Source organism: Variovorax boronicumulans, from assembly GCF_029892485.1.
GTDB classification, from domain to species: domain Bacteria; phylum Pseudomonadota; class Gammaproteobacteria; order Burkholderiales; family Burkholderiaceae_C; genus Variovorax; species Variovorax boronicumulans_B.
Map to the genome: position 1 here is coordinate 53,242 of NZ_JARXVG010000020.1, position 14,376 is coordinate 67,617.

Below are 14,376 nucleotides of genomic sequence, written 5' to 3' on the forward strand. Positions count from 1 at the left end.
GACGCCGCCGCGCGCGAGACCGCCGCGCTCTATTCCAGCGAGATGTTGTTGTCCTTGACCACCTTGGCCCAGCGCCTGGACTCGGCGTCGATGACTTGCGAGAAATCTGCCGGCGAGCCGCCCACCGGAACCAAGCCGAACTCGCCCAGATACTGCCTGTACTCGCCCGACTCCGCGATGCGGCGCGACACCGCGGCGAGCTGGTCGACGACGGATTGCGGCGTTCCCTTCAGCGCAAAGACGCCGTGCCATGAATCGCCTTCGAAGCCGGGAAAACTCTCCGCCACGGTAGGCACCTGCGCCAGCGAGTCGAGCCTGCGGGCACTGGAGACGGCCAGGGGCCGGACCTTGCCTGCCTTGATGTAGGGCAGCACGTCCGCGATGGGCGAGAACGCAACATCGACCCGGCCGCCGATCAGGTCGGTCAGGCCACCGTCGCGGTAGGGAATGTGGTTCAGCGTGAGCCCCGCGCTGTTGGCGAGATAGGCCATCGACATGTGCGGCACGGTGCCCATGCCGTAAGACGCATAGCTCACCTGGCCGGGCCTGGACTTGGCCGCCTTGATGAGGTCGGCCAGCGTCTTGTAGGGCGACTCTGTGGGGACCGAAACCACGAGCGGGATGGACAGCATCCGCGTGACTGGCACCAGGTCCTTGGGCTGGTAGGGCAGCTTCCTGTACGCGAAGGGATTGATCGTGACCGTGCCGCTGGCGGTGTAGAGCAACGTGTAGCCGTCCGCGGGCGAAGCGACGACCGCCTGCGTACCGACGATGGTGGACGCGCCGGCCCGGTTTTCCACGATCACCGGCTGCTGCAGCTGCTTGCTCACCCGGTCGCCCCAGTAGCGCGCCATCACATCGGGCGCGGTGCCGGCGGGGAACGGCACCACGAGCCGGATGGCCTTGGTGGGGTATCGGTCCTGCGCGTGCGCGGAAGCGATGGCGACCAGGCCGAGCAAGGCGGCCATCGTGGCTGATCGCAGGCGAGTGACAGGGGTGCGGTGCATGCTTGTCTCCGTTGTGAATCGACGCGATCGATTGCAGCGCCTATTCGACATGGCGCCAAGCTTCGACGCGGGAAACACTTTTCCAGTGCGTGGCGCGCGCATGAAAATCGGCCGGATGCGTACCATCGATCGAATCGGTCATCCATCGAACTCCAGACACAGCACCCGGGAGCAGCATCCAGTGGCAACGTCCACAAAACTTGCAGGCGTCAAAGGCACCGTTTCCATCGAATTGGTCCATGAGGCGCTGCATGCAGCATTGCTGAGGAACATGGACATCAGCCGCGTGCTCGAGACGGCGAACCTGGATTCCGGGCTGTTGCAGTCCGGCCGCGCAAGGATCCCGGCGGCGGCGTACTCGCGGATGTGGGTTGCTCTGGCCGACCTCATGGATGACGAATTCTTCGGCCTCGACCACCATGGGCTCAGGCGCGGCAGCTACGCGCTCATGACGCGCGCTGCCGTCAGCGCACACAACCTAGAGCACGCACTGCGCCGGATCCTGCGGTTCCTGCGAATCACGCTGGACGACTTTCGCGGCGAGCTGATACGCACGGACGGCGAAGCGCGCATCGTGTTGCACGACGGCGGTGTGATGCGTCGGCTGTTCGGCTACGGCACATGGTTCATCCTGGTCCACGGCCTGGCATGCTGGCTGGTTCACCGCCGGATTCCGCTGCGCGAGATGCAGTTCCGGTGTCCGGCGCCCGTCGACGACAGCCACTACCGCACGAGGTTCTGCCAGAACGTCGTCTTCGCGGGGGCATCGACGCACATCGCTTTCGACAGTGCGTTCCTGGATCTGGAGATCGTTGAAACCGCCGACACGGTCGATGGCTTCTTGCGCGAAGCGCCCGGCAATCTGCTGGTGCAGTACCGCAACGAATCGAGCACCCACGCCATCGTGCGCCGGCGGCTGCGCAATCAGTTGCCCGACCAGTGGCCCGATCTGCACCGGCTCGCGCAGGATCTGCACATGTCGGGCACCACGCTCCAGAGGCGGCTGCAGCAGGAGGGCCTGAACTATCAGCGGCTGAAGGACGACCTGCGTCGCGACATTGCCATCGACCTGCTCTCGACGGCGCCGATGACCGTGGCCGAGGTGGCTGCGCGCACCGGTTTCCAGGAAGCAAGCGCATTTCACCGCGCCTTCAAGAAATGGACGGGCGTGAGCCCCGGCGCTTACCGGATGGCGGGCCCGGCAAAGTCCTAGCTGTCGTTCTGGAAGTGGCACGGGGTGGCGGGTCACCCCACTCCATCTGGTGCCGTTGGGCATCGACGCGCAATTCCAGCGTCCCTAGAGTGGGCGTCTGGATTTGCAGCCGTTTCCCCTCACAGCAGGACCCCGAACGATGAACCGAATGACAGCGTCGCCGCTGGACCCGAAAACGCTGCGCGAGGCGGTGGACTGGGCCATCGTGACGCGGCGCAGCGTGCGCGCTTTCCTCCCGACGCCGGTGCCGACCCACGACATCGAATCGATTCTGGAAACCGCCAGCCACAGCGCTTCGGGCATGAACATGCAGCCCTGGCGTGTGCACGTCGTGACCGGCGCGGCGAAGGACCGGTTGAGCGCACGGCTTGCGGCAGTCGACGACGATCCCGGGCTCGCCGCGGAATTGACCGAGGCCTACGACTATTACCCGCGCAAGTGGGTCGCGCCCTACCTGGAGAGACGCCGCAAGGTGGGATGGGATCTTTACGGGCTCCTCGGGATTGCAAAGGGCGACAAGTCCCGCATGCACCTTCAGCATGGCCGCAACTATCGCTTCTTCGACGCGCCGGTCGGCTTGTTCTTCACCGTCGAGCGCCAGTTGGCGGAGGGAAGCCTTCTCGACTACGGGATGTTCCTGCAGAGCGTGATGGTGGCCGCACGCGCGCGCAACCTTCACACCTGCCCGCAAGCCGCGTTTCTCAAGTTTCATCGCGAGATTGCAAGCTGCTTGGGGATCCCCGACGGGCAGATGCTCGTGTGCGGGATGAGCCTTGGCCATGCCGACGAAACGGCCATCGAGAACACGCTGGTCACGCAGAGAGAACCGGTCTCTTCGTTCACCACTTTCCATCCGGATCCCAAGGAGACCATGGCATGAGCGCAGCATCCTATTCAGTTGGCCTGGAGCGTTGTGCGGCCAACCACGTTCCTCTCACGCCGTTGGGGTTCCTGGATCGGGCCGCCCTTGTGCATCCACGACGCATCGCAGTGGTCCACGGGGACCTGACCCGCACCTGGGCGCAGACGCGGGAGCGCTGCCATCGGCTGGCGTCTGCGCTGGTGGCCATGGGAATTGAGCACGGCGATACCGTGTCGGTGCTTGCGCCGAACACGCCGGCCATGCTGGAGGCGCACTTCGGCGTTCCTCTCGCCGGTGCAGTGCTCAACGCCATCAACCATCGGCTGGATGCCGAAGGCGTGGCATTCATCCTCCGGCACGGCGAGTGCAAGCTGTTGATGGTCGACCGGGAGTACGCCGGCGTTGCGGCGGCTGCGCTGGAATTGCTCGACCACCGTCCCATCGTCGTCGATATCAACGATCACCTGGCTCCGGCTGGCGCGTCCGTCGGCGTGGTGGACTATGAATCGCTTCTTGCCCGGGGCGATCCCGGATTTCCGGGCGTCTGGCCGAGCGACGAGTGGCAGCCCATTGCCCTGAACTACACATCCGGCACGACCGGGGATCCCAAGGGCGTCGTGGCGAGCCACCGGGGCACCTACCTGATGAGCCAGCTCCAGATCACCAACTGGTCGATGCCGCGCGCACCGCGCTACCTGTGGACGCTGCCGATGTTCCACGCCAATGGCTGGTGCTTCACATGGGCCATCACCGCGGCTGCGGGCACCCACGTCTGCCTGCGCAAGGTTTCCGCCGATGCAGTCATGGCGGCGATCGACGCGCATGGCATCGATCACCTGTGCGCTGCGCCGATCGTCATGGCGATGCTCGCGGACGCAGCCCGAGGCAGGACCTTGCCCCGGCCGGTGCGTGTGTTGACCGCCGGCTCGCCGCCGCCGCTGGCCGTTCTGGAAGCGGTCCGCTCGATGGGATTCGATGTGGATCACGTGTTCGGCATCACCGAGGTGTCCGGAACACCGGTGAGTTGCGAATGGCAGGACGGATGGGATGAGCTGCCGCCCGCCGAGCAGGGCAAGCTTCGGGTACGTCAGGGAGCCCGTGCGGCAATGTTCGAAGGGCTGATGGTGGGCGACGCCGACACGCTCGAGCCTGTTGCGTCGGACGGCCGAACGGCCGGCGAACTGATGCTGCGCGGCAATACCGTGATGATGGGCTACTTCAAGAACGAAGCTGCGACGCGCAGGGCACTGGCCGGCGGTTGGTTTCGCACCGGCGACGTGGCGGTTCTGCACGACAACGGCTATGTCCAGATCACCGACAGGTCCAAGGATGTGATCATCTCCGGCGGGGAGAACATTTCCTCCGTCGAAGTGGAGGAGGTGATCCATGGCCATCCGGCCGTGCTGCATGCGGCCGTGGTGGCCCAGCCCGACGCGAAGTGGGGCGAGGTCCCCTGTGCATTCATCGAGCTGAGGGCTGGCGCGGAGCAGCCGTCAGAGCAGGACATCATCGATTTCTGCCGCGCGCGACTGGCCCATTTCAAATGCCCCCAACGCATCGTCTTTCACGCGCTGCCGAAGACAGCCACGGGAAAGATCCAGAAGTTCAGGCTTCGCGAGGAGGCTGGGAGCGCGGCCGCCATCACCCGTCTGGCCGGCCATGCCTGAGGTCTACGAAACCGATCGCCCGGATGTCGGCGCCGGCTACCGGTTTTCTCGCACGCACACATTCGACGAGGCGCAGGTCAGGGCGTTCTCGCTGGCCGCGGGAGACGAGAACCCGCTTCACGTCGATGCCGGCTACGCATCGGGCACCCGCTTTGGCGGCTTGATCGCCAGCGCCACGCACACCACCTCTCTCCTGATGGGTCTGACCGCCACGCACCTGTCTCCAAAGGGCAGCGTGCTCGGGATGAACTTCTCTTTCGATCTGCTGCGCGCGGTCAAGGCCACCGAAAGCGTGCTGCTGGAATGGGTCGTGACGTCGGTGGACGCCAGGCCCAAAGGCGGGCTCAGGCTGAGCCTGGACGGCGCCATGAGGGCACTCGACGGGCGCACGCTCGTGCTTGCGCAAGGCCATGTTTCCTTTGCGCCGCGAACCGATTGACCGCGGCACTGCCGGCACCTTCGCTATTTCCTGAGGCCCGCTAAAGTACCGAGTAGTTTTTTGAACTCCATTTGTCTGTTTTGAACTCTATTGGCTCCGACCACACCCGATTCGACGCCGCCATCGTGGACCTCGACGGCACCATGGTCGACACGCTCGGCGACTTCGCCGAGGCCCTGAACCGCATGCTGCGCGACCTCGACCTGCCGCCGGTGCCGCCCATCGCCATCGAGCGGATGGTGGGAAAGGGCTCCGAGCACCTGATCCATTCGGCGCTCGTGCATGTGATGACGCCCGCGGGCACAGCCGACGCGGCGGGCATCCAGGCAAGCGCGCAGGCGCTGTTCGAGCGCGCCTGGGAGCGCTACCAGCACCACTACCTGGCCATCAACGGCCAGCATTCGGCGGTGTACCCGGGCGTGATCGAGGGGCTGAAGACGCTGCGTGAGCGCGGCCTGCGTCTGGCCTGCCTCACCAACAAGCCGACTTCATTCGCCAAGCCGCTGCTGGCCGCGAAAGGGCTCGATGGCTTCTTCGAGCTGGTGTTCGGCGGCGATGCCTTCGAGCGCAAGAAGCCCGACCCGCTGCCGCTCTTGAAGACCTGCGAGGCACTGGGCACCACGCCCGCGCGCACGCTGATGGTCGGCGACTCCAGCAATGACGCACGCGCCGCAAGGGCCGCCGGCTGCCCGGTCGTCCTCGTGACCTACGGCTACAACCACGGCGAGCCGGTGCGCGGCGTGGATGCGGACGGCTTCGTGGATTCGCTGGCCGATCTCTGAGGTCGCTGCGGGTTACGGCTTGATGCCGAGCAGCGCGTCCTTCAGCTTCCAGTCTGCCGGGCTCGGGCCGAGCCAGATGCGCAGCAGCGCATTGAAGAAGGCCGGCTCCTTCACCGGGTCGGGCTGCGGCACCCCGCGCACGGTGATCACCGTGCCGGTGCCGGGCAGCCAGTCGATGGTGAAGGTGTCGCCGGTCTTCAACTGCTTCTGGTCCGCGAACATCTGGCCCATGCGCAGCAGGCCCGGGATCAGGTTGACCATTTCGCTCTTGGGCGAGTTCTCTTCCACGCCTTTGGTGAAGAGCTTGCCGAGCTCGTTGGCGTCGATGTCGCGCAGCATCGTGATCGCCACGCGCTTGGGGCCGGGCGCTGCCAGCGCCTCTTCGGGCGTGGAGACCTTCTTGCCGACATACAGGCCCGCCGTGTAGACCTTGAAGATCGCCTTGAAGCGCACGCCCGCGCCGTTGAGTTGCAACGGCGTGCCGCGCAGGTCGAGGTGGTCTTCCAGCTTGACGCCGGCGACGTCCACCTGCGCCGCCGAGGCGCCGAGCGCCGTGGTCAGGCAGGCAAGCAGGGCGAGGCGCGAGAGCGCGGTCGGGATGGAAAGTGCGGGCAAGGGGGTCTCCTTGAATTTGCGAACGGTCGTGCGAATGTATCTTTTTGTTTTAACTTCCGGCCTTCGGGGGAACCCTGAAACCCGCCTTGTCGTGCCGTAGTGCGGTTTTCGTGGGCTAAACTCGCGCTTCCATGTTCGTTCATCACATCATTCAAACAGGTGAAGGCAGCCGGGGAGCCTGGCCCTGGCGTAGCCATACTTCGCTGACTGTTTGATTGCACGGCGCACGCCGTGCGCCCGCGGCTCCGGATCGCCAATGACTCCGGGCCACCAGTGAATGACCTTGCCACCGACCGAAGGAGCGTCGGGCGGCAATTGGAGAACGAATCCGTGATCACCGAACTTGAATTCAAGAGCCTCAGCGCCCAGGGCTACAACCGCATCCCGCTGATGGCCGAGGCCTTTGCCGACCTCGAAACGCCTCTTTCCCTGTACCTCAAGCTCGCGCATTCGCAGAGCGGCGGCAAGCACAGCTTCCTGCTCGAATCGGTCGTGGGCGGCGAGCGCTTCGGGCGCTACAGCTTCATCGGTTTGCCGGCGCGCACCTTGCTGCGCGCGAGCGGTTTCGGCGCCGATGCCGTGACCGAAGTGGTGACCGACGGTCAGGTCGTCGAAACCGCCGCCGGCAACCCGCTCGACTTCATCGCCGAGTACCAGAAGCGCTTCAAGGTCGCGCTGCGGCCGGGTCTTCCGCGTTTCTGCGGCGGCCTCGCGGGCTACTTCGGCTACGACACGGTGCGCCACATCGAGCGCAAGCTCGAGAAGAGCTGTCCGCCCGACACGCTGGGGTGCCCCGACATCCTGCTCCTGCAGTGCGAGGAACTCGCCGTCATCGACAACCTCTCGGGCAAGCTCTACCTGATCGTCTACGCCGACCCGAAGCAGCCCGAGGCCTATGCCAATGGCAAGCGGCGCCTGCGCGAACTCAAGGAAAAGCTCAAGTACTCGGTGAGCGCGCCCATCGTGAAGCCCACGCAGGCGCATCCGCCCGAGCGCAGTTTTGCCAAGGCCGACTACATCGCGGCCGTGGAGCGCGCCAAGGAAATGATCGCCGCCGGCGACTTCATGCAGGTGCAGGTGGGCCAGCGCATCAGCAAGCGCTACACCGAGTCGCCGCTGTCGCTGTACCGCGCGCTGCGTTCGCTGAACCCGTCGCCCTACATGTACTACTACCACCTGGGCGATTTCCACGTGGTCGGCGCGTCGCCCGAGATCCTGGTGCGCCAGGAGAACACCGGCGATGGCGAGCAGAAGATCACCATCCGCCCGCTGGCCGGCACACGTCCGCGCGGTGCCTCGCTCGAGCTGGACAAGGCGGCCGAGGAAGAACTCATCAACGACCCGAAGGAGCGCGCCGAGCACGTGATGCTGATCGACCTTGCGCGCAACGACATCGGACGCATCGCCAAGACCGGCACCGTGAAGGTGACCGAGGCCTTCGCGGTGGAGCGCTACAGCCACGTGATGCACATCGTGAGCAACGTCGAAGGCACGCTCAAGGACGGCATGACCGCCATCGACGTGCTCAAGGCCACCTTCCCCGCCGGCACGCTGACCGGTGCGCCCAAGGTGCATGCAATGGAACTCATCGACCAGCTCGAACCCACCAAGCGCGGTCTCTACGGCGGCGCCTGCGGCTACATCAGCTATGCCGGCGACATGGACGTGGCCATCGCGATCCGCACCGGCATCGTGAAGGACCAGATGCTGCACGTGCAGGCCGCGGCCGGCGTGGTCGCCGACTCGGTGCCCGAGCTGGAATGGAAAGAAACAGAGGCCAAGGCGCGCGCACTCCTGCGTGCGGCCGAACTGGTCGAGGAAGGCCTGGAATGAGCACCACACCCGATATTCAGAACGACTTCTCGCACGAGATCATCGGCGCCGCCGTCGAGGTGCAGCGCGTGCTCGGCACGGGGCTCGACGAGGGCGCCTACGCCGCGGCGCTGGCCATCGAACTGGCCGAGCGCGAGATCGGTTTCACGCGCGACGTGGCGCTGTCGGCCACTTACAAGGGGCGCTCGCTCGGCGAGGTGTACCGCGCGGGTTTCGTGATCGAGCAGTCGGTCATCGTCGAACTCAAGGCGGTCGACGTGTTGACCGACCTGCACCGTGCGCAGGTGCTGGCGGCGCTGCGCCTCTCGGGCCTCAAGCTGGGCCTTCTGATCAACTTCAACGTGTTCCCCGTCGTGAAGGGCGTGCACCGGATTGTGAGCAAGCCATGAAACTGCTGATGATCGACAACTACGACAGCTTCACCTACAACATCGTCCAGTACTTCGGCGAGCTGGGCGCGGATGTGCAGGTGCATCGCAACGACGAGATCACCGTCGAGCAGATCGGCGAACTGATCGCCTCCGGCGTGACGCGGCTCGTGGTGTCGCCGGGGCCGTGCTCGCCGGCGGAAGCGGGCGTGTCGGTGGCGGCCATCGAGGCCTTTGCCGGCAAGCTGCCCATTCTTGGCGTGTGCCTGGGCCATCAGGCCATCGGCGCGGCCTTCGGCGGCAAGATCGTTCGCGCGCAACAGCTCCTGCACGGCAAGACCAGCGAGATCACGACCACGCAGGAGGGCGTGTTCGCGGGCCTGCCCGAGAAGTTCATCGTCAACCGGTACCACTCGCTCTCGATCGAGCGCGAGAGCTGCCCTTCGGCCCTGGCTGTCACTGCCTGGACCGACGACGGCGAGATCATGGGCGTGCGGCACACCGGATACGCGCATGACGTGCGCATCGAAGGCGTGCAGTTCCACCCCGAATCGATACTCACCGAGCATGGCCACGCGATGCTCAAGAACTTCCTGGACTGACCCCATGACCGACCGCTCTTCCATCGTCGATCTGCGCAGCGACACCGTCACCCAACCCACGCCCGCGATGCGCGAGGCCATGATGGCCGCGCCGCTCGGCGACGACGTCTTCAGCACCGATCCGAGCGTCAACGCGCTGCAGGAAAAGATCGCCGCGCTGCTGGGCTTCGAGGCGGCGCTGTTCGTGCCGACCGGCACGCAGAGCAACCTGTGCGCGATCCTCTCGCACTGCGGCCGGGGCGACGAATACATCGTCGGCCAGCAGGCGCACTGCTATCGCTGGGAAGGCGGCGGCGCCGCGGTGTTCGGCAGCGTGCAACCGCAGCCGCTGGACCACGCGCCCGACGGCACGCTGCCGCTCGCGCAGATCGAGGCGTCCATCAAGCCCGACGACGCGCACTTCGCGCGCACGAAGCTGCTGGCGCTGGAGAACACGCTGGGCGGCAAGCTGCTGCCGTTCGAGTATGTGCAGGCCGCGACGGATCTGGCCAAGCGCAAGGGTCTGCAGCGGCACCTGGACGGCGCGCGTCTCTTCAACGCTGCCACCGCGCAGGCCGCATTGAACAAACGCAGCGACATTCGCGCCGAAGCCCGCCGCATCGCGCAGTGCTTCGACAGCGTGTCGGTCTGCTTCAGCAAGGGTCTGGGCGCGCCCATCGGCTCGGCGCTGGTCGGCTCGCGCGAATTCATCGCGCGGGCGCACCGCATCCGCAAGATGGCGGGCGGCGGCATGCGGCAGGCGGGCCTGCTGGCGGCGGCTGCATCGCATGCGCTCGATCACCACGTCGATCGTCTCGCCGACGACCACGCGCTCGCACGGCGCCTCGCGCAAGGGCTCGAAGGCATCGAGGACCTCGTGGTCGAGGCGCCGCACACGAACATCGTGTTCGTCGATCTCACGGGCGCCGCGCAAGCGCGTTCGTCGGAACTGATCGCGAGCCTCAACAGCCAGGGCATCCTCGCGACGGGTCTCTATCGCCTGCGCTTCGTGACGCATCTGGACGTCGACGCTGCGGGCGTGGACCGGGCGATTGCCGCGATCCGCGCCTTCTTCAAGTCCTGAATCTGCCTACGACGCGATGCCTGATCTTCCCCATCTGCTCGCCTTCATCGCCGCCGGCTGGCTGCTGAATCTCACGCCGGGCCCCGACGTGCTCTACGTCGTGACGAATTCGCTGCGTTCGGGCGTGCGTGCCGGCATCGTGGCGGGGCTCGGCATCACCGCCGGCTGCTTCGTCCACATCTTCGCGGCGGCGGTCGGTGTCGGCACGTTGATGGCCACGTCCGCGGCGGCCTTCACGGTGCTCAAGTACATCGGCGCGGCCTACCTGCTGTATCTGGGGGTGCGCATGGTGCTGTCGCGCGCGGCGCCGCCCACCGATCTCGATGAGGCCGCCGCCGCAGCGGGCGGGGAGCGCAGCCTCAGGGCGATCTTTCTCGGCGGCTTCTGGACGAACGTGCTCAACCCCAAAGTGGCGCTGTTCTTCCTCGCCTTTGTGCCGCAGTTCATTGCGCCCGGCGCGGACAACAAGGCCCTGTACTTCGTGCTGCTGGGCGTGCTGTTCAACCTCAATGCCATTCCTGTCAATGTGGGATGGGCGGTGGCGGCAGGCTGGATGGCGCGCCGCGGCGCCGTGCAGAAGGGCATGCACTGGCTCGACCGCGCTGCCGGCGTCCTCTTCATCGGCTTCGGCCTCAAGCTCGCATTTACCGACGCACCGGCCGTTCGCGCCGGCCACTGACGACACACGAAACCTCAAGGAGACTTCCCAATGATCACTCCCCAGGAAGCGCTGCAGCGCACCATCGAGCACCGCGAGGTCTTCCACGACGAGATGCTGCACATCGTGCGGCTCATCATGAGCGGCGAATGCTCGCCCGTGATGATGGCCGCGCTGATCACGGGCCTGCGCGTGAAGAAGGAAACCATTGGCGAGATCACCGCCGCCGCGCAGGTGATGCGCGAAGTGTCGACCAAGGTGCCCGTCGCCGACACCACGAACCTCGTGGACATCGTGGGCACCGGCGGCGACGGCTCGCACACCTTCAACATCTCGACCTGCTCGATGTTCGTTGCGGCCGCGGGCGGCGCGAAGGTCAGCAAGCACGGCGGGCGCAGCGTGTCGAGCAAGTCGGGCAGTGCCGACGTGCTGGAGTCGCTGGGCATCAACATCAATCTGAAGCCCGAGCAGATCGCGCGCTCCATCGAGGAGTGCGGCATCGGCTTCATGTTCGCTCCCAATCACCATCCGGCGATGAAGAACGTCGCACCGGTGCGCAAGGAGTTGGGCATCAAGACCATCTTCAACATCCTCGGTCCGCTGACGAACCCCGCGGGCGCGCCGAACATCCTGATGGGCGTGTTCCACGCCGACCTCGTGGGTATCCAGGTGCGCGCGCTGCAGCGCCTGGGCACCGAGCATGCATTGGTGGTCTACGGCCGCGACGGCATGGACGAGATTTCTCTGGGCGCCGCCACGCTGGTGGGTGAGCTCAAGAACGGCGAGATCCGCGAGTACGAACTGCACCCCGAGGACTTCGGCTTCGCGATGTCGAGCAACCGCGCGCTGCGTGTGGAAACGCCCGAGCAATCGAAGGCGATGCTGCTGGGGGTGCTCGACAATCAGGCCGGCCCGGCGCTCGACATCGTGCTGCTGAACGCCGGCGCGGCGCTGTACGCGGCCAACGTCGTCGACTCGGTGGCAGCGGGCGTGGAGCGTTCGCGCGCCGTCATCGCATCGGGCGCGGCCAAAGCCAAGCTGGCCGAACTGGTCAAGGCCTCCGCCATCGTCTGAGACTCAGAGAAAAAGAAAGCACCACAAGCCATGTCCGACATCCTCGACAAGATCGTTGCCGTCAAGCGCCAGGAAGTGGCGGCCGCGCTGAAGCGCGCACCGCTCGAAGCCGTCCGTTTCGACGCCGAAAGCCGTGTGCTGACGCGCGATTTCGAAGCTGCCCTGCGCGCGAAGATTTCTGCCGGCCAGGCCGCGGTGATCGCCGAAGTCAAGAAGGCCAGCCCGAGCAAGGGCGTGCTGCGCGAAGAGTTCATTCCGGCCGACATTGCGCAAAGCTATGCCGAGGGCGACGGGACCATCAGCGCGGCGTGCCTTTCGGTGCTGACCGACAAGCAGTTCTTCCAGGGCAGCGTCGACTATCTGAAGCAGGCGCGCGCCTCGTGCGACCTGCCGGTGCTGCGCAAGGATTTCATCGTCGATGCCTACCAGGTGTACGAATCGCGCGCCATGGGGGCCGATGCGATCCTGTTGATCGCCGCATGCCTGGACGATGCGCAGATGAAAGACTTCGAGGCCATCGCGCGCGAGCTCGGCATGGCGGTGCTGGTGGAGGTGCACGACGCGGCCGAGCTCGATCGCGCGCTCAAGCTCAAGACGCCGCTGATCGGCGTCAACAACCGCAATCTGCGCAACTTCGATGTGTCGATACAGGCCACCATCGACCTGCTACCGAAGCTCCCGGCCGACCGGCTGGCGGTGACCGAATCGGGCATCGCCACGCGTGAAGACGTGGCCACGCTGCGCGCGGCGGGCGTCAATGCCTTCCTGGTCGGCGAAGCGTTCATGCGCGCCAAGGAACCCGGCGAGGCCCTCGCTGCGTTGTTCCGATGAGCACGCAGGATCAGCTGTCGAGCAGCGATCCTGCCGACTGGGCGGTGGCGCCGGGTTGGCAGCCGCTGGTCGATGATTTTTTCGCCGGCGTCGTGGGGCAGAAGCTGCAGGGTTTTCTGCGCGAGCGCCTCGATGCGGGGGCCGTGATCTTTCCGCCGCAGCCGCTGCGCGCGCTGGAGCTGACGCCGCCCGAGGACGTGCGCGTGGTGATCCTCGGCCAGGACCCGTACCACGGGCGCGGCCAAGCCGAAGGGCTCGCATTTTCGGTGGCACCCGGCGTGGCGCTGCCGCCGTCGCTGCGCAACATTTTCAAGGAGCTTCAGCGCGACCTCGGCACAGCGCCGCCGCCGTTTCCAAATCCCGGTGGCAGCCTGGTGAAGTGGGCGACCCATGGCGTGTTGTTGCTCAACACCTGTCTCACTGTCGAAGAAGCCCAGCCAGCGAGCCATTCGGGGCGGGGCTGGGAGGTGCTGACGGATGCCGTCATCCGACATGTATCGGACGGCGCGAAACCTGTTGTTTTTATGCTCTGGGGCTCGCACGCGCAGAGTAAACGTGCGTTGATCGACGTTAGGCGCCACAAGGTGCTGATGTCGAATCATCCGTCGCCACTTTCGGCCCTGCGTCCGCCCGCGCCGTTCATCGGATGCGGACATTTCGGTGAAGCACGCGCCTGGCGGGAGGCGCATCAGGGAGGCGGCTGAATTCGCGGATAATCGCCCCGGTTCAACGCCTCGTGCAGTTCTTCCGCTTCTTCTTGGTGCTGGGAGTTCTGGGTAGTCACAAAACCGTGCTATATTTCGAGGTTCGCCGGAGAGGTGGCCGAGTGGTTAATGGCAGCAGACTGTAAATCTGCCCTCTTACGAGTACGCTGGTTCGAATCCAGCCCTCTCCACCAGCGATGAATTTGGTTTCTAAGAGCGATTGGATCTAGCGCTTTGGGTGCCTTGAAGTGCCCCCGATGCGGGAGTAGTTCAATGGTAGAACCCCAGCCTTCCAAGCTGATGACGCGGGTTCGATTCCCGTCTCCCGCTCCAGAGACCCGGTTCGACGCCGGAAGCGATTGGTTAGACAAAAGCCCTTTTGGCTCAGTGGTAGAGCACTCCCTTGGTAAGGGAGAGGTCGCGGGTCCGATTCCCGCAAAGGGCACCAGTTTCTGGGGGTTGCAACGGCAGGTTTGCAACCCATCTGCATACGTTGAAATCGTTTTTTTCGGAGTCGAAAAATGGCAAAAGGTAAATTCACCCGCACCAAGCCGCACGTGAATGTGGGCACGATCGGTCACGTTGACCACGGCAAGACGACGCTGACGGCTGCGATTGCAACCGTTCTGTCGGCCAAGTTCGGCGGCGAAGCCAAGGC

At 65.4% G+C, this 14,376-nt stretch carries 16 protein-coding genes and 3 tRNA genes; 17 read left to right on the top strand and 2 right to left on the bottom strand.

Annotated features, from left to right (window positions below):
- Positions 1 to 29: 29 nt before the first annotated feature.
- A complete protein-coding gene (locus M2282_RS29420; RefSeq protein WP_280812314.1) occupies positions 30 to 1,007 on the bottom strand; it encodes a Bug family tripartite tricarboxylate transporter substrate binding protein in 978 nt (325 codons plus the stop codon).
- Here M2282_RS29420 and M2282_RS29425 point away from each other — a divergent pair.
- From M2282_RS29425 to M2282_RS29445, 5 genes are all read left to right on the top strand, one after another.
- Positions 1,006 to 2,220, top strand: coding sequence for an AraC family transcriptional regulator (locus M2282_RS29425; protein WP_280812315.1), 1,215 nt, complete (start codon positions 1,006 to 1,008; stop codon positions 2,218 to 2,220). The genes M2282_RS29420 and M2282_RS29425 overlap by 2 nt on opposite strands.
- Before the next feature lie 139 nt (positions 2,221 to 2,359).
- The gene (locus M2282_RS29430; RefSeq protein ID WP_280812316.1) at positions 2,360 to 3,100 is read left to right on the top strand and encodes a nitroreductase; all 741 of its coding nucleotides are present in this window, start codon (positions 2,360 to 2,362) and stop codon (positions 3,098 to 3,100) included.
- On the top strand, positions 3,097 to 4,749 hold the full coding sequence (locus M2282_RS29435; protein WP_280812317.1) for an AMP-binding protein: 1,653 nt from the start codon (positions 3,097 to 3,099) through the stop codon (positions 4,747 to 4,749). Before M2282_RS29430 ends, M2282_RS29435 begins: the two co-directional genes overlap by 4 nt.
- Positions 4,742 to 5,188 (top strand): MaoC family dehydratase, encoded by a 447-nt coding sequence (locus M2282_RS29440; protein ID WP_280812318.1) that lies wholly within the window; start codon positions 4,742 to 4,744, stop codon positions 5,186 to 5,188. The genes M2282_RS29435 and M2282_RS29440 overlap by 8 nt, the downstream gene beginning before the upstream one ends.
- 80 nt (positions 5,189 to 5,268) lie before the next feature.
- Positions 5,269 to 5,970 (top strand): phosphoglycolate phosphatase, encoded by a 702-nt coding sequence (locus tag M2282_RS29445; RefSeq protein WP_280812319.1) that lies wholly within the window; start codon positions 5,269 to 5,271, stop codon positions 5,968 to 5,970.
- A 12-nt stretch (positions 5,971 to 5,982) separates the two neighbouring features.
- Here M2282_RS29445 and M2282_RS29450 read toward each other — a convergent pair whose 3' ends face one another.
- Complete coding sequence (locus tag M2282_RS29450) at positions 5,983 to 6,585, bottom strand: chalcone isomerase family protein (protein ID WP_280812320.1); 603 nt, start codon at positions 6,583 to 6,585, stop codon at positions 5,983 to 5,985.
- A gap of 330 nt (positions 6,586 to 6,915) precedes the next feature.
- Between M2282_RS29450 and trpE the strand changes: the two genes are divergently transcribed.
- The 12 genes from trpE to M2282_RS29510 form a co-directional block, all read left to right on the top strand.
- On the top strand, positions 6,916 to 8,418 hold the full coding sequence (gene trpE, locus M2282_RS29455) for an anthranilate synthase component I (protein ID WP_280812329.1): 1,503 nt from the start codon (positions 6,916 to 6,918) through the stop codon (positions 8,416 to 8,418).
- Positions 8,415 to 8,807, top strand: coding sequence for a GxxExxY protein (locus M2282_RS29460; RefSeq protein WP_280812321.1), 393 nt, complete (start codon positions 8,415 to 8,417; stop codon positions 8,805 to 8,807). Before trpE ends, M2282_RS29460 begins: the two co-directional genes overlap by 4 nt.
- Entirely contained in the window at positions 8,804 to 9,388 is a 585-nt protein-coding gene (locus tag M2282_RS29465; protein WP_280812322.1) for an aminodeoxychorismate/anthranilate synthase component II, read from the top strand. The genes M2282_RS29460 and M2282_RS29465 overlap by 4 nt, the downstream gene beginning before the upstream one ends.
- Positions 9,389 to 9,392: 4 nt before the next feature.
- Positions 9,393 to 10,451 (top strand): low-specificity L-threonine aldolase, encoded by a 1,059-nt coding sequence (ltaE, locus tag M2282_RS29470; protein WP_280812323.1) that lies wholly within the window; start codon positions 9,393 to 9,395, stop codon positions 10,449 to 10,451.
- Between the two features lie 16 nt (positions 10,452 to 10,467).
- Complete coding sequence (locus tag M2282_RS29475; RefSeq protein ID WP_280812324.1) at positions 10,468 to 11,130, top strand: LysE family translocator; 663 nt, start codon at positions 10,468 to 10,470, stop codon at positions 11,128 to 11,130.
- A 30-nt stretch (positions 11,131 to 11,160) separates the two neighbouring features.
- Positions 11,161 to 12,183: an anthranilate phosphoribosyltransferase gene (trpD, locus tag M2282_RS29480; RefSeq protein WP_280812325.1), complete on the top strand. Its 1,023-nt coding sequence runs from the start codon at positions 11,161 to 11,163 to the stop codon at positions 12,181 to 12,183.
- A gap of 30 nt (positions 12,184 to 12,213) precedes the next feature.
- Entirely contained in the window at positions 12,214 to 13,014 is an 801-nt protein-coding gene (trpC, locus tag M2282_RS29485; RefSeq protein ID WP_280812326.1) for an indole-3-glycerol phosphate synthase TrpC, read from the top strand.
- Positions 13,011 to 13,718 carry a uracil-DNA glycosylase gene (locus M2282_RS29490; protein WP_280812327.1) on the top strand — a complete coding sequence of 236 codons (708 nt, stop codon included), beginning with the start codon at positions 13,011 to 13,013 and terminating at the stop codon, positions 13,716 to 13,718. The genes trpC and M2282_RS29490 overlap by 4 nt, the downstream gene beginning before the upstream one ends.
- A 108-nt stretch (positions 13,719 to 13,826) precedes the next feature.
- A tRNA-Tyr gene (locus M2282_RS29495) sits at positions 13,827 to 13,912 on the top strand.
- A 65-nt stretch (positions 13,913 to 13,977) separates the two neighbouring features.
- Positions 13,978 to 14,051: transfer RNA gene (locus M2282_RS29500), tRNA-Gly, on the top strand.
- Positions 14,052 to 14,091: 40 nt separating this feature from the next.
- A tRNA-Thr gene (locus M2282_RS29505) sits at positions 14,092 to 14,166 on the top strand.
- 73 nt (positions 14,167 to 14,239) lie between these two features.
- Positions 14,240 to 14,376 (top strand): GTP-binding protein (locus M2282_RS29510; protein WP_280812214.1); only part of this gene is annotated, 137 nt, incomplete at its 3' end.